The sequence below is a fragment of the Delftia acidovorans SPH-1 genome (genome assembly GCF_000018665.1).
Lineage (GTDB): Bacteria > Pseudomonadota > Gammaproteobacteria > Burkholderiales > Burkholderiaceae_C > Comamonas > Comamonas acidovorans.
Genome location: NC_010002.1, coordinates 2,008,959 through 2,025,862, shown reverse-complemented (window position 1 = coordinate 2,025,862; position 16,904 = coordinate 2,008,959). Strand labels below are relative to the sequence as shown.

General features: G+C 67.6%; 18 protein-coding genes. 8 read left to right on the top strand and 10 right to left on the bottom strand.

All coding sequences use genetic code 11. From position 1 onward, the window contains the following. Window positions 1-48: 48 nt before the first annotated feature. The 5 genes from DACI_RS09105 to DACI_RS09085 all read right to left on the bottom strand — a co-directional run bounded on the left by DACI_RS09105 (window position 49) and on the right by DACI_RS09085 (window position 4,432). Complete coding sequence (locus DACI_RS09105) at window positions 49-1,032, bottom strand: Bug family tripartite tricarboxylate transporter substrate binding protein (RefSeq protein ID WP_012203754.1); 984 nt, start codon at window positions 1,030-1,032, stop codon at window positions 49-51. A gap of 132 nt (window positions 1,033-1,164) precedes the next feature. Continuing rightward, a complete protein-coding gene (locus DACI_RS09100; RefSeq protein ID WP_043781037.1) occupies window positions 1,165-1,800 on the bottom strand; it encodes an aminotransferase class IV in 636 nt (211 codons plus the stop codon). A gap of 14 nt (window positions 1,801-1,814) precedes the next feature. Beyond that, window positions 1,815-2,984, bottom strand: coding sequence for an aminodeoxychorismate synthase component I (pabB, locus tag DACI_RS09095; RefSeq protein WP_043781034.1), 1,170 nt, complete (start codon window positions 2,982-2,984; stop codon window positions 1,815-1,817). A 189-nt stretch (window positions 2,985-3,173) separates the two neighbouring features. After that, the gene (locus DACI_RS09090; protein WP_013803916.1) at window positions 3,174-3,485 is read right to left on the bottom strand and encodes a DUF4148 domain-containing protein; all 312 of its coding nucleotides are present in this window, start codon (window positions 3,483-3,485) and stop codon (window positions 3,174-3,176) included. A 221-nt stretch (window positions 3,486-3,706) separates the two neighbouring features. After that, window positions 3,707-4,432, bottom strand: a complete 726-nt coding sequence (locus tag DACI_RS09085) for a Crp/Fnr family transcriptional regulator (protein ID WP_043781030.1) — start codon at window positions 4,430-4,432, stop codon at window positions 3,707-3,709. Window positions 4,433-4,597: 165 nt separating this feature from the next. Here DACI_RS09085 and DACI_RS09080 point away from each other — a divergent pair, with 165 nt between their 5' ends. The 5 genes from DACI_RS09080 to DACI_RS09060 all read left to right on the top strand — a co-directional run bounded on the left by DACI_RS09080 (window position 4,598) and on the right by DACI_RS09060 (window position 9,521). Beyond that, window positions 4,598-5,818, top strand: coding sequence for an ATP-binding cassette domain-containing protein (locus DACI_RS09080; protein ID WP_043781027.1), 1,221 nt, complete (start codon window positions 4,598-4,600; stop codon window positions 5,816-5,818). Between the two features lie 3 nt (window positions 5,819-5,821). Next, window positions 5,822-7,384 carry a hypothetical protein gene (locus DACI_RS09075; RefSeq protein WP_012203750.1) on the top strand — a complete coding sequence of 521 codons (1,563 nt, stop codon included), beginning with the start codon at window positions 5,822-5,824 and terminating at the stop codon, window positions 7,382-7,384. Between the two features lie 87 nt (window positions 7,385-7,471). Next, complete coding sequence (panB, locus tag DACI_RS09070) at window positions 7,472-8,353, top strand: 3-methyl-2-oxobutanoate hydroxymethyltransferase (protein ID WP_012203749.1); 882 nt, start codon at window positions 7,472-7,474, stop codon at window positions 8,351-8,353. A gap of 58 nt (window positions 8,354-8,411) precedes the next feature. Then, a complete protein-coding gene (panC, locus tag DACI_RS09065) occupies window positions 8,412-9,263 on the top strand; it encodes a pantoate--beta-alanine ligase (protein ID WP_012203748.1) in 852 nt (283 codons plus the stop codon). Window positions 9,264-9,308: 45 nt separating this feature from the next. Then, window positions 9,309-9,521: a DUF3079 domain-containing protein gene (locus DACI_RS09060; RefSeq protein ID WP_012203747.1), complete on the top strand. Its 213-nt coding sequence runs from the start codon at window positions 9,309-9,311 to the stop codon at window positions 9,519-9,521. A gap of 22 nt (window positions 9,522-9,543) precedes the next feature. Here the strand turns inward: DACI_RS09060 and DACI_RS09055 are convergent, their stop codons facing one another. Beyond that, window positions 9,544-10,473, bottom strand: coding sequence for a LysR family transcriptional regulator (locus DACI_RS09055; protein ID WP_012203746.1), 930 nt, complete (start codon window positions 10,471-10,473; stop codon window positions 9,544-9,546). Between the two features lie 102 nt (window positions 10,474-10,575). Here DACI_RS09055 and lysA point away from each other — a divergent pair, with 102 nt between their 5' ends. After that, the gene (gene lysA / locus DACI_RS09050) at window positions 10,576-11,841 is read left to right on the top strand and encodes a diaminopimelate decarboxylase (protein ID WP_043781024.1); all 1,266 of its coding nucleotides are present in this window, start codon (window positions 10,576-10,578) and stop codon (window positions 11,839-11,841) included. 179 nt (window positions 11,842-12,020) lie between these two features. On the opposite strand, the gene DACI_RS09045 is transcribed toward lysA, so the two are convergent. The 4 genes from DACI_RS09045 to DACI_RS09030 all read right to left on the bottom strand — a co-directional run bounded on the left by DACI_RS09045 (window position 12,021) and on the right by DACI_RS09030 (window position 14,490). Continuing rightward, complete coding sequence (locus DACI_RS09045; protein WP_012203744.1) at window positions 12,021-13,031, bottom strand: NAD(P)H-dependent glycerol-3-phosphate dehydrogenase; 1,011 nt, start codon at window positions 13,029-13,031, stop codon at window positions 12,021-12,023. 120 nt (window positions 13,032-13,151) lie between these two features. Continuing rightward, the gene (gene secB / locus DACI_RS09040; protein WP_013803924.1) at window positions 13,152-13,607 is read right to left on the bottom strand and encodes a protein-export chaperone SecB; all 456 of its coding nucleotides are present in this window, start codon (window positions 13,605-13,607) and stop codon (window positions 13,152-13,154) included. Between the two features lie 129 nt (window positions 13,608-13,736). Next, window positions 13,737-13,994, bottom strand: a complete 258-nt coding sequence (gene grxC / locus DACI_RS09035; RefSeq protein WP_012203742.1) for a glutaredoxin 3 — start codon at window positions 13,992-13,994, stop codon at window positions 13,737-13,739. A gap of 88 nt (window positions 13,995-14,082) precedes the next feature. Then, complete coding sequence (locus DACI_RS09030) at window positions 14,083-14,490, bottom strand: rhodanese-like domain-containing protein (RefSeq protein ID WP_012203741.1); 408 nt, start codon at window positions 14,488-14,490, stop codon at window positions 14,083-14,085. 98 nt (window positions 14,491-14,588) lie between these two features. Here DACI_RS09030 and gpmA point away from each other — a divergent pair, with 98 nt between their 5' ends. Together gpmA and DACI_RS09020 are read left to right on the top strand one after the other, a co-directional pair. Continuing rightward, entirely contained in the window at window positions 14,589-15,332 is a 744-nt protein-coding gene (gpmA, locus tag DACI_RS09025; protein WP_012203740.1) for a 2,3-diphosphoglycerate-dependent phosphoglycerate mutase, read from the top strand. Window positions 15,333-15,453: 121 nt separating this feature from the next. Further along, the gene (locus DACI_RS09020; protein ID WP_012203739.1) at window positions 15,454-16,890 is read left to right on the top strand and encodes a S41 family peptidase; all 1,437 of its coding nucleotides are present in this window, start codon (window positions 15,454-15,456) and stop codon (window positions 16,888-16,890) included. Window positions 16,891-16,904 lie beyond the last annotated feature (14 nt).

Sequence of the window (16,904 nt, the reverse complement as noted above, 5' to 3'; positions counted from 1 at the left end):
AAAAACGCCTCGGGGAGCGAGGCGTTTTTCATGGCGGCGGGCCGTGCTTCAGTTTTCCGGCGTGATCTTGGCGAACTTGACCAGTTCGGCGTACTTGGCCATGTCGGTACGGATGATCTGGCCCAGGTTTTCGTCGCCCGTGGGGGCAATGATGCCCGCCCCTTCCAGGCGCGCGCGCATCGCCGGATCGGCCAAGCCCGCCTTCAAGGCCTTGTGCAGGCTGGCCACCACCTCGGCAGGCAGGTCCTTGGGCCCCGCCAGCCCGAACCAGCCGCTCAGCGCATAGCCCTTGAGCGCTGCGTTCTCGCCCAGTGCGGGCACGTCCTTCATCATGGCGATGCGGTGGGCCGTGGTCACGCCCAGGGCCTTGATCTTGCCGCTCTGGATGAACGGAGCCGCCACCGAGGGAGAGACGATGGCGAAATCCAGGTTGCCGCCGGCCAGGTCGCTGGTCATCGCGGCCGATCCCTTGTAGGGCACATGGACGATGTCCACCCCGGCGATCTTCTTGATCAGCTCGCCCGAGAAATGCGGCGTGGACCCGATGCCCGGGCTGCCGTAGCTGTACTTGCCGGGATGGGCCTTGGCCAGGGCGATGAACTCGTCGATGGTCCTGGCCGGCATCTTGGTGCCGGCCACCCACAGGTTGGGCAGCACGCCGGTCAGCGCGATGCCGGTCAGGTCCGTGGCCGGGTCGTACTTCTGCGCGGCATTGACGAACTTCGTGCCCGCCAATTCGTTGCTGGAGCCTGCGAGCAGGGTATAGCCGTCGGCCTTGGCACCGACCACGCGCTGCGCGGCCACCACGCCGGCGGCACCGGGCACGTTGTCGACCACGACGGTCGCATTGAGGTGCTTGGCCAGGATGTCACCCACCACGCGCCCCACCAGGTCGACCGAGCCGCCTGCCGCGTAGCCGACGACGACGCGAATGGGCTTGTTGGGATAGGTGGTCTGGGCGCACAGCGGGCCCGCCGCCAGGACAGCCGCGGCGCCGATCAGCGCGCGGCGGGAAATACGGAATTCATGCATGGATCGATCTCAAGGGAGACAGGTATCAGCCAACAATCAAAATGATATTGCTCAACAATATTCACCGATTGTCTGACATTGCCTTGTGGAATCCATCCCTGAAAACCATGAGTTCCACCCCTGGCCTGCAGCTCAGCGCAGAACTGCCGGCAGCCAGCCGCGCAGGCTGTTGACGAAGGCCCAGCCCTGCACGCGCGGCAGATCGTCCAGCCGCACCGGGTGCTCCACCACGCGGCCCTCGTCCAGCGCCACCGCGCGGCCCACGCCGGGCAGCAGGCCGCTGGACAGCGGCGGGGTCACCCAGCGGCCCGCCAGCAGCACGGCGATGTTGCCGCGCGTGCCTTCGGTGATCTCGCCGTCCTCGTTGTGAAGCACGGTGTCGAACACCGAGGCATCGGTGGGCTGCAGGCTGTCGTAGTGCGCGCGGCGCGAGGTCTTGAAACGCACCCAGTCGCCATGCGCCACCGCATTGGCGATGGGCCGGGCGGCCAGCGCCAGCCGAACAGGCGTGGCGGAAGGCGGCAGCGGCGCCGCCTGGGTCTGTATCCGCCCCGCGGCATCCAGCGCCAGGCGCACGCGCCAGTGGCCGCTGGCGTGCGCCTGGCGCAGCTGCTGCAATGCCTGCTCCAGCACGGCATCCGTGCAGGGCCGGCCGAAATGCCGCGCCGCGTCCTGCATGCGCGTCACATGGCGCTGCAGGTGGATGAAACCGCCATCCCGCAGGGCCAGGGTTTCCAGAATGTCGAAATCGAAGTCCGTATCCGCCATGGCTGCACGCCCTTTCACACCTTGTCCAGAAAAGCCCTCTTGTGCCGCCATTCCTGCCATTCGGCAGGCGCCTCGGCGCCCGAGGTGATGCCGCTGCCGATGCCGCAGCGCAGTTGCGTGCCACGCGCCACCACCGTGCGTATGGGCACATTGAAGGTGGCGTGCACGCGCCCCGCGGCGATGCCGGGCCGCACCACGCCCACGGCGCCGCAGTACACGCCGCGCGGACCCGACTCCAGTTCGTGGATGAGCCGCATGGCCTGGCGCTTGGGCGCGCCCGTGATGGAGCCGCAGGGAAACAGTGCCGCAAACACGTCCGCCAGGCCGGTGCCGGGCCGCGTGCGCGCCTGCACGTCGGACGTCATCTGCCACACGGTGGGCAGGGGTTCGGCATGGAACAGGCGCGGCACCTGGACGCTGAAAGGCTCGGCAATGCGCGAGACATCGTTGCGCAGCAGGTCCACGATCATCACGTTCTCGGCCCGCTCCTTGGGCGAGGACCGCATGGCCTGGACATTCGCCTCGTCCTGTTCAGGCGTGGCGCCACGCGGCGCCGTGCCCTTCATGGGGCGCGTGAGGATGCGCTCGCCATCCCAGTCAAAGAACAGCTCGGGCGAGACGGACAGCACCTGCTCGTCGCCGCTGTCCATGCAGGCCACGTAGCCGCCGGGCTGGGCACGGCGCAGCGCGGCGAACAGCGATGGAATGTCGCCCAGCAGCCGGCCCATGAACTGGGCCGTGTAATTGATCTGATAGCAGTCACCGGCCGCAATCGCCTCGTGGATGCGCGCAATGGCGGCATCGAAATCCGCGCGCTCCAGGCCGGGCTGCCATTGCACCTGAGATTGCGCCTGAGATTGCACCTGAGGGCCGGTATCGACTGCGTCCGCGTCTTCAGGCCAGGGCCGGGGGCCGTCGAAGACGGCAAACCAGGCCAGCGGCTCGCCTTGCGGCGTGGCATGCAAGGCGCCAGCGTAGGCCGCGTCAAACGCCGCCGCCGCCTCGTAGCGCACCCAGCCCAGGCACCACAGGCCGGCCTGGGCGGCCTGCTGCACGGCGTCAAGCACACCGCGCACCTGCTCGGGCGCATGGGCTGCCAGGCTGCGCAGCGGCGGCCCGAAGCCATGGCGCAGCCGGGCGGCCGAACCGTCATGGGGGTTGGGAAAATCGATCAGAAACTTCACAAAACGGCCGTCAACGCATGCTGTACTTGCATCAGCAGCTTCGCTATCGATAGCAGCCACTGACACGGGGCCGCCCAGTGTAGAGCGAGGGAAACAAAAAAGCGCCCCGAAGGGCGCCAAACCAAGCATCCCGAAAGGACGCTTTCCACCAACAGGCCCGGCACCATGCCGGACCCATATCCATTCACATCACTTCTGCGTGACGGTGTGCTGGCCTTCCAGGCGGGCCACGGCCTCACGGTAGGCGGGGCCGCTGCGCAGTTGCTGGTAGCGGGCCAGGCCGCGCTGGTATTCGGCCGAGTTGTAGCTGATGTCGCGGTCTGCCGAAGGCGAGGGCAGGTAGGTCATGCCCGCCTGGTGCCACATTTCGAGGTCGGCCAGCACTTCGGCGCGGCTCAGGCCTGCGGTGGCGGAGGACGAGGGGGAAACGGCTTCTTGGGCCATTGCAGTGCCGGCGAGGCCCAGGGTCAGGGCGGCCAGTGCAGCGGAGAGGGTACGCATGTCAGATCCTTTCAAAAGGCCGCTCGGCATTCATTTCCTCACGGCATGGACGTACTATGCGGCGCTGCAGCATTCTTCGTCTGTGCGTTTTCTCACGTGTTTTCGCATCCGGCCCGGGCGGCCCGCTGCCTTTCACCCGTGCGCCCCTCGACAGAAGGCGAATTCACGCGTTCCTGAAACAGTGTTTTTCGCGGCTTGAAACAGCTGCGGCAGGCAAAGGCTCAGCGCGCTTCCTCGAGCAGCACGCGCAGGCCTTCGACATGGCAGATGCGCAGGTTGCGGCCTTCGCGCCGCAGCAGGCCCAGGCGCACTAGGCGCGACATCTCGCGCGCCACTTCCTCGCGGCTGGAGCCCAGCATCAGGGCCAGGTCGGTCTGCCGGGGTGCGGGCGCCAGCAGGGCCTGCCCCTGGTCGATGCCCGCGCGCTCGGCACGTTCCAGCAACTGGGTATGCAGGCGGCTGCGCACCGACAGCGTTCCCAGATCCACCATGCGGCGCGCCAGCGCCACGGCCAGGTCGCTGAGCCGGCCGATGAAGGCGCGCAGGACCTGGGGCTCGTTCATGAGCAGGGCTTCCACATCCTCATGGGCCAGCGAGGCAATCAGGCTGGGGACGCCTGCCTCGACCACCAGGGGCATGGCCGTGCAGCCCACCTGCTGCTGCGGCAGGCCGCCGAAGAACACGCCCTGGGCAATCTCGCCCAGCGTGAGCCCGCGCCCGTTGGGGGCATAGCTGCTGACGCGCAAGCCGCCCTGCACGAGCATGTAGAGACGCTGATCGGTGTACGCGCCCTCCAGCGTCTGGTGCAGCGCCAGATGCTGCCAGCGGCACTGCGCCGCCAGTTCGGCCAGTCGCTCGTCGGTCAGGCTTTGCAGCACATGGACCTGGCGCAGGCCCTGCCAGGCCACGGCGGGAAGAAGCGGAGATGTCTGTAAGGAACCGGACATGGTGCAACACCGTTGAAGCGCATCCGCAGGGCCTGTACGGGCCCTGTCGTCCGTCGCGGGAAGTACAGCATAGCGGGATCGCATAGACTCGTCGCGCGCCGGGAATCGCACTGTCCGGCTCCCCGGATGGCCGCACCGCGCAGCACAGAAAAAAGGGAGGGCTTCATGGAATCGAGCATCGAATCGGCACGACCACCCGCGCGCCCGCAGGCCGCCGTGGCGGCCTGGGCGCAATCCGTGGAACAGGCGATCGCCAGCCAGCAATGGCATGGCGCGTGGCGTGCACTCATAGACGCCGCCCTGCCGGCCGAAACCGCCGTGCAGCAGAGCCTGCTGACTGCGCTGGATGCCTGGGATGGCCTTGCGGCCGATTCCGGCGCAGAGCCACGCCGCGCGCTGGTGCAGCAGGCCTTCGATGCCCTGCATGCCGCCCATGCCCCGGGCCAGGCGCTGCAGGCCGATTCCGCACCTCCCAGCGCGCACCGTGCGCACCGTGTACAGGGACGGCAACTGGTCAAGCGCTACCGGCGCGGCGACTTTGCGCTGGGGCCGGTGGATGTGGCCGTGGAGCCCGGCACCATCCTGGGACTGGTGGGCGAGAACGGCAACGGCAAGACCACCTTGCTGCGCCTGCTGGCCGCCGATCTGGCGCCCGACGCAGGACAGCTGGACTGGGGCGTTCCCGCCACCGATGCCTACCTGCTGCGCACCCAGCTCGCCTATATCCCCCAGCGCCCGGCCGTCTGGGGCGGGCGCCTGATGGACCATCTGCAATTCGCCGCGCGCAGCCATGGCGCCGTGGGCCAACGCAACATCTGCCTGGTACAGCTGGTCATCGCGCAGCTGGGGCTGCGCGCCTTCCGGAGCCACCAGTGGAAACAGCTGTCCTCGGGCTACAAGATGCGCTTCGAGCTGGCGCGCGCCCTGCTGTGCCGGCCGCGCGTGCTGCTGCTGGACGAGCCGCTGGCCAACCTGGACATCAACGCCCAGCAGACCCTGCTGACCGATCTGCAGTCGCTGGCGCGCTCGCCCTGGCAAGCCATGGCCCTGGTGCTGAGTTCACAGCAGCTGTACGAGGTGGAAAAGGTGGCCGACCAGGTGCTGTTCCTGGAGCAAGGCCAGCCGCGCAGCGTCCAGCAGAGCTTTGCCGCCATGGAAGGCTGTGCCATCGAGTTCGAGACCGGCTGGGCCATGGCGCAACTGAAACCCTGGCTGGACCGGCTGCCATCCCATACGCACCAGCTCAGCGGCCAGACCCACATCGTGAGCTTTCACGTGCCGTTCACGGCAGCGCAGTTCCTGGCACAGGCCGTGCAGGCACAGATGCCCGTGCGCTATTTCCGCGACATCACCGCATCCACCCGCCGCCTGTTCGTGAGGGACTGAGCCATGCCACGTTTTTCCGATATGACGAACCGCTGGGACCAATGGGCGCTGATGCGCTGCCCCCTGCTGTGGCAGCTGCGCCTGCACTGGTATCTGCCGCTGGCGCTGCTGTGGTGCGTGCTGGTGCTGGGCATCTGGATGCAATGGATGGCCGAACCCGCGCGCTGGATGGGCTCCCTGCCCGGCGTTGCGTCCACGGCCCGGCAAACGCCCGAGCAATTGGCACTGGACATCGGCTTCGTCGTGGCCTGGATCGTGGCGATCGGCCTGGCGCTGTGGTGGTTGCTGCGCGTGCGCATCCACAACCGCTGGCGCGAACACGCCCCCGTGGGCCGCTGGGGCCTGTGGTGGGAGTACCTGTGGGGAGCCTTGTTCCTATCGCTATTGTTCGCGCCTGCGATCGCCTTTTCGCCCATCTATGAAATGCGGATGCAGCGCCAATGGTCGGACACGGATGTCAGTGCACAGATCCAGACTGTCGAGCAAGTCGCCGCCCTGGAGGCGCTTGTCGCGCCACGCCAGGCGGCCATGCTCGTGGAATGGATACGTGTGCTGCGCGAGGAAGAGGTCGATCCGGCGAAGTACCCGAGCATCCAGGCCCTGGTCTGGTTGATGCGCGGAGACCAGGCCGCGATTGCCGCGACGCTGGAGCGCTACGGCCAGCCATTGCAGGCCAGAGGCTATGTGCGCCAGTCTGCCAGCTCCGCCCAGGGCGAGGCGGAGCACCTGCTGGCCAGCTACCGCAGCGCGCTGCAATCCCCCCTGGCCCAGGAATGGCGCGCCTACCTGGCCGCGAACCCGCAGCCAGGGAATGTCGAGAAGGCATCCAGGGCACAGGATTCCAACTGCAAACCAGCCCTGGGTCGCAGCAGGCCTTTGGATCTGGAGCCGGATCCGCGCAAATGCTTCGGTACCTATCTGGCCCAGAGCAACCGTGAGTGGCTCATGCTGCTGGAGATGTTCGACAGCCGGTGGAGCCCGCTGCAGCATGTGCAATGGAAGCACGCGCGCTACGGCTTGGCCCTGCCGGCCTACCAGGAAAGCCATCTGCGGCGCGCTGACAGGTCCCGCGACGACGAATGGCCAAGGATGTCCCAGTTGCTGGCGGCCGCCAGCGTTGGCTTTTTCCTCGCCTTGGCCCTGGTGCTGGTGCGCCTGATGCCTGCCATGCAGTTGGTGGCCTGGGGCGCATGCCTGGTCCTGACCTTGCTTGGCAGCGTGCTGGCCGGGATGCTGGGAATCACCAGCCTCTATGTGCTGGGGCTGTTTCCGGCCGCGCTGATATCGGTCGCCTGGCTGCGCATCCGTGTGCTCAAGCGCCCCTGGGCCGGCGCGGTCCTGCTGGCCCTGGGCATGTCGCTGGCCCTGATATGGCTCGCCGCCGCCTGGTCTGAGTGGTCCGCACTGCTGTTGCCACACCCCACCGGCAGCGCAGGCCCCTGGACGGATACCCAGCACTGGCTGGACCTGCTGATGAGCGCGCCTGCCGTGGCAGCCAGCACGGCCATGCTCGTGGCCCTGCTGTCTCCGCTGTGGCGCCGATGGCGTGGCCTGCCCGAAAGGTGACGGAACAGCAAAGGACAGCTCAGGGACAGGTGCCCCCCGCGCGCATCGCATAGACTCGCGGCAATTCCATCCCCCTCCGAGCGCCCCATGACCCAAGCACCCGTCACCGCCGGCACGCCCTACGGCACCATCCCTCCCGCCTCGCCGCTGCCCCAGCGCCGCCCCGTGAGCCTTCCGCGCCTGGCGCAGATGCGCGAGGCCGGCGAGAAGATCACCATGGTCACCGCGTATGACGCCACATTCGCGGCCGTGGCCGATGCGGCCGGCGTGGAGTGCATCCTGGTCGGTGATTCGCTGGGCATGGTCTGCCAGGGCCTGCACAGCACCGTGGGCGTGTCGCTGCAGGACATGTGCTACCACACGGCCAGCGTGGCGCGCGGCCTGCACCGCGTGCAGGGCACGGCCTGGCTGATCGCCGACATGCCCTATGGCAGCTACGCCGAAAGCCGCGAGCAGGCCATGCGCAGCGCCTGCGAGCTGATGCAGGCCGGCGCCCATATGGTCAAGCTCGAAGGCGGCGGCTGGACCGCGCCCACCGTGCAATTCCTGGTCGAGCGCGGCGTGCCCGTCTGCGCCCACCTGGGCCTGACGCCGCAGACCGTGCATGCGCTGGGCGGCTACCGCGTCCAGGGCAAGAGCGACGAGGGCGCGGCCACGCTGCGCCGCCATGCGCTGGAGCTGCAGGATGCAGGCGCCTCCATGCTGGTGCTGGAGATGGTGCCGGCACAGCTGTCGCGCGAACTCACGGCCGAGCTGCCGCACTGCCACACCATCGGCATCGGCGCGGGCAGCGGCACGGCCGGCCAGGTCCTGGTGCTGCACGACATGCTGGGCGTGAACCTGGGCAAGATGGCCCGCTTCGTGCACAACTTCATGGCGGATGCGGGCAGCGTCAAAGGCGCCTTCGAGGCCTATGTGCATGCCGTGAAGAACGGCAGCTTCCCCGACGACAGCAAGCACGCCTGGTAGTCCGGCAGGCTGCACGATCCGTTTTTCCGCTTTCCGCTTCCCGTTCCCCCGTTTTCCCATGCAAATCGTTCATTCCATCGCCGACCTGCGCGCCATCCTGTCGAGCAAGGGCCGCCCCGCCTTCGTGCCCACCATGGGCAATCTGCACGACGGCCACCTGTCCCTGGTGCGCGCCGCGCGCCAGCACGGCGACATTGCCGTGGCCAGCATCTTCGTGAACCGCCTGCAGTTCCTGCCGCACGAGGATTTCGACAGCTATCCGCGCACCTGGGAGGCCGACTGCGCCAAGCTGGAGGCCGAAGGCTGCGACCTGCTGTTCGCCCCGCGCGAAGCCGATCTCTACCCCGAGCCGCAGACGTTCAAGATCCAGCCCGATGCGCAGCTGGCCGACATCCTCGAAGGCCATTTCCGCCCCGGCTTCTTCACGGGCGTGTGCACCGTGGTGATGAAGCTGTTCTCGGCCGTATTCTTCGCCAGCGGCGGCGGAACGGCCGTGTTCGGCAAAAAGGACTACCAGCAGTTGATGGTGATCCGCCGCATGGTCGAGCAGTTCGCCCTGCCCGTGAACATCGTGGCCGGAGACACTGCGCGCGCCGACGACGGCCTGGCGCTGAGTTCGCGCAACGGCTACCTGAGCGACGACGAACGGCAGCAGGCCATGGCGCTGTCGCTGGCGCTCAAGCAACTGGCCGATGCCGCGCGTGCGGGCCAGGCGCCGCTGGCCGAACTGGAAGCCTGGGCCATGCAATCCCTGGCCGCCCAGGGCTGGGAGCCCGACTACCTGACCGTGCGCCTGCGCCGTGACCTGCAGCCCCCCGCCGAGGGCGCGCAACTGGCCGGTGCACCGCTGGTGGCCCTGGGCGCCGCGCGCCTGGGCAAGACGCGCCTGATCGACAACCTGGAGTTCTGATCCAGCGCAAAACCCTGGCGGCCATGGCGGTCCAAGCTGGATGCCATGGCCAAGAGATTCCCCATCCACCCCGCCCATCCCGAGCGCACCTGCTGGGGCTGTGACCGCTACTGCGCCCGCGACGAGCTGGCCTGCGGCAACGGATCGGACCGCACACAGCACCCGGTGGAGGTCTTTGGCGACGACTGGATGGAGTGGGGCCTGCCACCCGAGCCCGCTGCAGACAAGGCTCCCGGTCTGGACAGCGCAGCGCGCTGATACCGCACCCCGCCCTCTGCCTTCAGCCGACCGCGGCCACCTCGGCGGCGAGCGCGTCCACCAGCCACTGCACCTCGGCCACGGCAGGCCGGTGCAGCGGCAGCAGCGCATGGACCTGGAAGGGAATGGAGAACACCAGCGGCCGCACCACCAGCTGCGGCCCGGCGCAGGCACGCGCCGTCAGCGGATTGACGATGGCCACGCCCAGACCGTGCTGGACCATGGCGCAGACCGCCACGGCGCTGTGGGTTTCCAGGTGCAGCTGGCGCTGCACGCCGGCCTGCTCGAACACGGCATCGATCTGCTGGCGATAGGGATCGTCGCGCGCCAGGCTGACAAAGCTTTCCCCGGCAAAGTCAGCCACCTCCAGCACCGGCCTTGCGGCCAACGCATGGCCTGCGGGCAGCACGGCCACCTCGTCCATGGCGGGCAGCGCAAGGGCACGCGTGCCCGGAGGCGCCTCGGCCAGCTCGCCCAGGCCCAGGTCGTAGCGCTGGGCGGCCATCCACTCCTGCAGCAGCGGCGCCTCCTGCGTGGCCACGCTGACGGCCACGGGGCCATGCTCTGCGTGCAGGCGCGCCAGCGCTGCGGGCAGCAGCGCATGGCTGAGGGCAGGCAGGCACAGCACGTTGATGCGCGCCTGGTGCGGCCGCGCCAGGGCCAGCGCATGCTCGACCACGCGGTCCAGACCCTGCCAGCTGCGCTGCACTTCGGCCCACAGCGAGAGGGCGCGTGCCGTGGGCCGCAGCCGGCCCTGGGCGCGCTCGAACAGCGCATAGCCCAGCAGGCTTTCCAGGCGCGCCAATTCGCGGCTGACGGTGGGCTGGGAGCTGAACAGCATCTGCGCCGCCGCCGTGGCGCTGCCGCTGAGCATGAGCGCGCGAAACACCTCCAGGTGGCGGTGGGAGATGCGGGGTTCGGGAGACGTGTGCGGCAGCTCGGGGTCTTGCATGGCAAGAGCATATCCAAATCAAATAGACACCATAAGAACAAGCATTGGACTGAATGACCGCCATCCGCCATCATGCGCGGCAGTTCCCCTGAAAGAGACCCCATGTCCAATCCCTTCTCGCCCGCCCAGCTCTGGGCCCTGGCCGACCAGCACGGCACGCCACTGTGGGTCTATGACGCCGCCACCATCCGCGCACGCATCGCCCAGCTCAAGGCCTTCGACACCATCCGCTTTGCACAGAAGGCCTGCTCCAACATCCACATCCTGCGTCTGATGCGCGAGCAGGGCGTGAAGGTGGACGCCGTCTCGCGCGGCGAAATCCTGCGCGCGCTGGCCGCCGGCTATGCGGCCGGCCACGGCGACGACCTGCACAGCGACATCGTGTTCACCGCCGACGTGATGGACGAGGCCACGCTGGCCTGCGTGGCCGAGCACAAGGTGCCCGTGAACGCCGGCTCCATCGACATGCTGCACCAGCTGGCCCAGGCCTCGCCCGGCCATCCCGTGTGGCTGCGCATCAACCCCGGCTTCGGCCACGGCCACAGCAACAAGACCAACACGGGCGGCGAGCACAGCAAGCACGGCATCTGGCACAGCGACCTGCTGGCGGCGCTGCAGGCCATCCGCGACGGCGGCCTGAAGCTGGCCGGCCTGCACATGCACATCGGCTCGGGCGTGGACTACGGCCACCTGCAGCAGGTCTGCGGCGCCATGGTCGAGCTGGTGCGCGCCACCCGCCAGGCAGGCCATGACCTGCAGGCCATCTCGGCCGGCGGCGGCCTGTCCATTCCCTACCGCGATGGCGACGCCACCATCGACACCGCCCACTACCACGGCCTGTGGGATGCGGCACGCAAGGACGCCGAGGCCATCGTGGGACATGCGCTGGGCCTGGAGATCGAACCCGGCCGCTTCCTGGTGGCCGAGTCGGGCGTGCTGCTGGGCCAGGTGCGCGCCACCAAGAACGCGGGCAGCAACCATTTCGTGCTGGTCGATACGGGCTTCAACGAGCTGATGCGCCCTTCCATGTACGGCAGCTGGCACGGCATGGAAGTGCTGCGCCGCGACGGCCAGGCCATGCCCCTGCGCGATGCCGTGGTCGCCGGCCCGCTGTGCGAATCGGGCGACGTGTTCACCCAGGGCGACGGCGGCGTGGTGCTGCCGCGCGCGCTGGCAGGCGCCTCGGTGGGCGACCTGCTGGTCATCCATGACACGGGCGCCTATGGCAGCTCCATGTCCAGCAACTACAACACGCGCCCGCTGGCCGCCGAAGTGCTGGTCGATGGCGACAGCACCCGCCTCATCCGCCGCCGCCAGACGGTGGAGGAACTGCTGGGTCTGGAGCTGGGCCTGGAACTGGGCCTGTAACTGGGCATGTAGCGCGCCAGACGCCAGGATTTCTGACGCAAAAAAAGCCCCGGGGCCTTCCAGCCCCGGGGCTTTTTCATCGCCGGGCCGCCCCAAGATGAAAAGCGGCCCCCTCGGGGGGCAGTGGACCTTGAGCAGCAAGGGGAGCGTGTGGGCCATTTTTCATGGACACCGAAGAATCACTCGCCGCGTGGATCGCGCGCCATCAGGTGCTGCACGGCCTCGGCCGCCTGCAGCCGGCCGTCCAGCAGCTCGACCACGGTTTCGGTGATGGGCATCTCCACATTCAGCAGCCGCGCGCGCGCCAGCACGGTGCGCGCGCTGTACACGCCCTCGGCCACATGGCCCAGCGAAGCCACGGCCTGCTCCAGCGTGCGGCCCTGGGCCAGCAGCAGGCCCACCTTGCGGTTGCGCGACAGATCGCCCGTGGCCGTCAGCACCAGATCGCCCAGGCCCGACAGGCCCATGAAGGTCTCGGTGCGCGCGCCCAGGGCCAGGCCCAAACGCGTCATCTCGGCCAGGCCGCGCGTGATCAGCGCGGCGCGGGCGTTCAGGCCCAGCTGCAGGCCGTCGCACAGGCCGGTGGCAATGGCCAGCACGTTCTTCACGGCGCCGCCCACTTCCACGCCCACGATGTCGGCGTTGGCGTAGACGCGCATGGCATCGCCATGGAAGGCCGCGACCAGGGCGTCATTGACCTCGGCATGCCGGCTGGCTGCCACCAGGGCCGTGGGCTGGTGGCGCGCCACCTCGGCCGCAAAGCTGGGGCCGCTGAGCACGCCGCACAGCAGATCGGGCGCCACCTCGGCGCAGACCTCGTGCGCCATCAGGCCATGGGCGGCGGCCGAAGCGCCTGCGGGCACGGCCTCGAAGCCCTTGCACAGCCAGGCCACGGGTGCGGGCACATGCTGCAGCCGGCCCAGCCATTCGCGCAGGGCAGCCATGGGCGTGCCGATCACGATCAGGTCGGCGGCCGCCAGATGGCCGTCGATCTCGCCATGCACCACCTGCAGCGCGGCAGGCAGCGCCACGCCCGGCAGGTAGCGCGCGTTCTCGCCGCTGTCCCGCATGGCCTGCGCCTGGGCAGCGTCACGCGCCCAAAGGGTCACGACACGCCCGTCACCGCGCGCGGCCGCGCTCATCGCCAGCGCCGTGCCCCAGGCGCCTGCGCCAATCACCACTATGTTCATATCTGCTCGACGTTGAAGAAGCGACGTTGATGAAAAAAAGAGGCCCTCGGGCCTCTTTTCTTGTACCACAGCGATGCGACGCGCCTGGGCGCAAATCACATCGTCCGGGAATGGACCGGCTTACTGCGGCAGCGAGTTGCCGTCCGCCTGGGCGGCTGCCTGCTGCTGCTCGTACATGGCCTGGAAGTTGATCTCGGCCAGGTGCACGGGCGGGAAGCCGGCGCGGGTGACTACGTCAGCCACGTTGCCGCGCAGGTAGGGATAGATGATCTGGGGGCAGGCAATGCCGATCACGCCACCCATCTGGTCTTCGGGCACGTTGCGGATCTCGAAGATGCCGGCCTGCTTGGCCTCGACCAGGAACACGGTCTTGTCCTGGATCTTGGTCTGCACGGTGGCGGTCACGGCCACTTCGTAGATGCCTTCGGCCACGGGAGTCGCCTCGACGCCAAGCTGGATGTCCACGCTGGGTTGCTCCTGCTCCAGCAGGATGGCGGGCGAATTGGGCTGCTCCAGCGACAGGTCCTTGAGGTAGACGCGCTGGATCTGGAAGACGGGAGTGTCCTGTTCGGCCATGGAATCAGTCTTTCTGGGCAAAAAACCCTGGTTCGGTGACCAGGGCATCAAAAAAATCACCAACAAAATGCCCGCTGCCAAGAGCTTGCGCAGCGGGCACCTGGGCCAGCATTATGCAGTGCCCGTGTTTCAGCTTTGCAGCAGAGGCACCAGACCGCCGTCGGCGTCCAGCGCCATCAGGTCGTCGCAGCCGCCCACATGGTAATCGCCGATGAAGATCTGGGGCACCGTGCGGCGGCCCGTGCTCTGCATCATCACGTCGCGCGCGGCCGGATCGGTGTCGATGCGGATCTCTTCGATCTGCTCCACGCCCTTGGACTTGAGGATCTGCTTGGCCCGGATGCAATAGGGGCAGACAGCGGTGGTGTACATCTTCACGGCTTGCATGTGCGTCTTTCTTCGAGTTTGCGGCGTGCCGCCGGCTGGCGCCTAAGGCGCGGAGCAGTGGCTTGCATCGCCGTCAGATGGGGGCGTCTCAGGCCTTTTCAACCGGCATGCCGGCATCGCGCCAGGCCTTCAGGCCACCGGCCAGGGCCTGGGCCTTTTCGTAGCCCAGCTTCTTCGCAATGCCTTCGGCACGGGAGGCGCGGTTGCCCTTGGTGCAGATCAGCACCAGCGGCAGCGCCTTGTTCTTCACGGTGGCGGGCAGCTTTTCCTCGAACTGGCTCAGCGGCACATTCCTGGCGCCGTTGGCATGGGCGGCCGCGTACTCTTCGGGCTCGCAGACATCGATGACCACGGCCTTTTGGCGGTTGATCAGTTGCACGGCCTGCGCCGCCGTCAGCGAGCCGCCGCCTGCGCCGCGCACCAGGGGCAGCAGCAGCATCACGCCGGAAGCCAGCGCGATCAGGATCAAATACCAGTTATCGATGATGAATTTCACGTCATTCCTTGGGTTGGCAAACCTGTCAATTCTAGAATGCTGGCTTTTGCCCCCGCGACAGCCCAGCTTTGTCGCATCGAGAGACTTAGAAAGCCGCCATGTACAAGCTCGTGCTGATCCGCCACGGTGAATCCACCTGGAACCTCGAAAACCGCTTCACCGGCTGGACCGATGTGGACCTGACCGCCACCGGCGTCGAACAGGCCAAGAACGCCGGCCGCCTGCTCAAGGCCGAAGGCTATGACTTCGACCTGGCCTACACCAGCGTGCTCAAGCGCGCCACGCGCACGCTGTGGCACACGCTGGACGAAATGGACCGCACCTGGCTGCCCGTGCAGCACAGCTGGCGCCTGAACGAGCGCCACTACGGCGGCCTGCAGGGCCTGAACAAGGCGGACATGGCCAAGCAATACGGCGACGCCCAGGTGCTGGTGTGGCGCCGCAGCTACGACACGCCCCCGCCGGCCCTGGAGCCGCAAGACCCGCGCAGCGAGCGCAGCGACGTGCGCTACGCCCAGCTGGACCCCAGCCAGGTGCCGCTGACCGAATGCCTGAAGGACACGGTGGCCCGCGTTCTGCCGTTCTGGAACGAGTCCATCGCGCCCGCCATCCTGTCCGGCAAGCGCGTCGTGGTTGCGGCCCACGGCAACTCCATCCGCGCGCTGATCAAGTACCTGGACGGCATCTCGGATGACGCCATCGTCGGCGTCAACGTGCCCAATGGCATTCCGCTGGTCTATGAGCTGGATGCCAATCTCAAGCCCATTCGCCACTATTACCTGGGCGATGCAGAAGCTGCCGCCAAGGCTGCAGCCGCCGTGGCCGCACAGGGCAAGGCCTGAGCCGGGCCCGCTTGAGGTGAGCGCCTGCTGCGGAAATTGCGCTTGCTGCGCCGTTTTTAGGGAACCACGCGGGCGCTCGCCTTTCCAAGCGGGTGTATATTGACGCGGTTAAAGGGGTGATATGGGCCAGAAAATCAAAATTGCCGGCTGGGTTTCCGTAGGCGTAATCGCCGGAGCACTGACCACGGTTTCCTTGCAGACCGTGGCCCGCGGTGCCATGACCCCGCTGCCGCTGGAGGAAATCCAGCAGCTGTCCGCCGTCTTCGGCCTGATCAAGACCGACTATGTCGAGCCGGTCGATGACAAGAAGCTGATCACCGATGCCATCTCCGGCATGGTGTCCAGCCTCGATCCGCATTCGCAGTACTTCGACAAGAAGTCCTACAAGGAATTCCGCGAGGGCACCTCGGGCCGCTTCGTCGGCGTGGGCATCGAGATCACGCAGGAAGACGGCCTGATCAAGGTCGTCTCGCCCATCGAAGGCTCCCCCGCCTTCCGCGCCGGCCTCAAGACGGGCGACCTGATCACCAAGATCGACGACACGGCCGTCAAGGGCCTGTCGCTCAACGACGCCGTCAAGCGCATGCGCGGCGAGCCCAACACCAAGGTGCAGCTGACCATCCTGCGCAAGGATGAAAGCCGCAGCTTCCCCGTGACCATCACGCGCGAAGAAATCAAGACGCAGTCCGTCAAGGGCAAGGTGATCGAGCCCGGCTACGGCTGGATCCGCCTGAGCCAGTTCCAGGAACGCACGGTGGACGACTTCGTGCGCAAGGTCGAGGAACTGTACAAGCAGGACCCCAACATGAAGGGCCTGGTTCTGGACCTGCGCAACGACCCGGGTGGCCTGCTGGACGCTGCCGTCGCCATCTCGGCCGCCTTCCTGCCGCCGGATGTGACCGTGGTCTCCACCAACGGCCAACTGGCCGAGAGCAAGGAAACCTACAAGGCATCGCCCAGCTTCTATGCCCGCCGCGGCATGGGTGACCCGCTGCAGCGCCTGCCCGCCTCGCTCAAGAAGCTGCCGCTGGTGGTGCTGGTCAACGAAGGCTCGGCCTCGGCCAGCGAGATCGTGGCCGGCGCACTGCAGGACCACAAGCGCGCCATCATCATGGGCAGCCAGACCTTCGGCAAGGGCTCCGTGCAGACCGTGCGCCCCCTGGGCCCCGATACGGGCCTGAAGCTGACCACGGCGCGCTACTACACGCCCAGCGGCAAGTCCATCCAGGCCAAGGGCATCGTGCCCGACGTGATGGTGGATGAGACGCCCGAAGGCGACCTGTTCGCCGCCCTGCGCATGCGCGAGGCCGACCTGGAAAAGCACCTGTCCAGCGGACAGGGTGCCGAGGTCAAGGACGAGGTGCGCGAGAAGGCCCGCGAGGAAGCCCGCAAGCGCCTGGAAGAGGAAGCCAAGAAGCCGCCGGCCGAGCGCCGCCTGCCCGAGTTCGGCACCGAAAAGGACTTCCAGCTGCAGCAGGCGCTCAACCGCCTCAAGGGCCAGCCCGTCATGGTCAGCAAGACCCTGACCGAGCGCGAGCCCGAGAAGAAGGAAAACTGACAGCGCGGCGCGGA

Coding starts and splice junctions, on each gene's coding strand:
- lysA (WP_043781024.1), top strand. CDS start 10,576: ATGTCCAATCCCTTCTCGCCCGCCCAGCTCTGGGCCCTGGCCGACCAG.
- DACI_RS09045 (WP_012203744.1), bottom strand. CDS start 13,031: ATGAACATAGTGGTGATTGGCGCAGGCGCCTGGGGCACGGCGCTGGCG.
- DACI_RS09075 (WP_012203750.1), top strand. CDS start 5,822: ATGCCACGTTTTTCCGATATGACGAACCGCTGGGACCAATGGGCGCTG.
- DACI_RS09020 (WP_012203739.1), top strand. CDS start 15,454: ATGGGCCAGAAAATCAAAATTGCCGGCTGGGTTTCCGTAGGCGTAATC.
- DACI_RS09085 (WP_043781030.1), bottom strand. CDS start 4,432: ATGTCCGGTTCCTTACAGACATCTCCGCTTCTTCCCGCCGTGGCCTGG.
- DACI_RS09080 (WP_043781027.1), top strand. CDS start 4,598: ATGGAATCGAGCATCGAATCGGCACGACCACCCGCGCGCCCGCAGGCC.
- DACI_RS09055 (WP_012203746.1), bottom strand. CDS start 10,473: ATGCAAGACCCCGAGCTGCCGCACACGTCTCCCGAACCCCGCATCTCC.
- secB (WP_013803924.1), bottom strand. CDS start 13,607: ATGGCCGAACAGGACACTCCCGTCTTCCAGATCCAGCGCGTCTACCTC.
- DACI_RS09105 (WP_012203754.1), bottom strand. CDS start 1,032: ATGCATGAATTCCGTATTTCCCGCCGCGCGCTGATCGGCGCCGCGGCT.
- panB (WP_012203749.1), top strand. CDS start 7,472: ATGACCCAAGCACCCGTCACCGCCGGCACGCCCTACGGCACCATCCCT.
- DACI_RS09100 (WP_043781037.1), bottom strand. CDS start 1,800: ATGGCGGATACGGACTTCGATTTCGACATTCTGGAAACCCTGGCCCTG.
- DACI_RS09090 (WP_013803916.1), bottom strand. CDS start 3,485: ATGCGTACCCTCTCCGCTGCACTGGCCGCCCTGACCCTGGGCCTCGCC.
- DACI_RS09060 (WP_012203747.1), top strand. CDS start 9,309: ATGGCCAAGAGATTCCCCATCCACCCCGCCCATCCCGAGCGCACCTGC.
- grxC (WP_012203742.1), bottom strand. CDS start 13,994: ATGCAAGCCGTGAAGATGTACACCACCGCTGTCTGCCCCTATTGCATC.
- panC (WP_012203748.1), top strand. CDS start 8,412: ATGCAAATCGTTCATTCCATCGCCGACCTGCGCGCCATCCTGTCGAGC.
- gpmA (WP_012203740.1), top strand. CDS start 14,589: ATGTACAAGCTCGTGCTGATCCGCCACGGTGAATCCACCTGGAACCTC.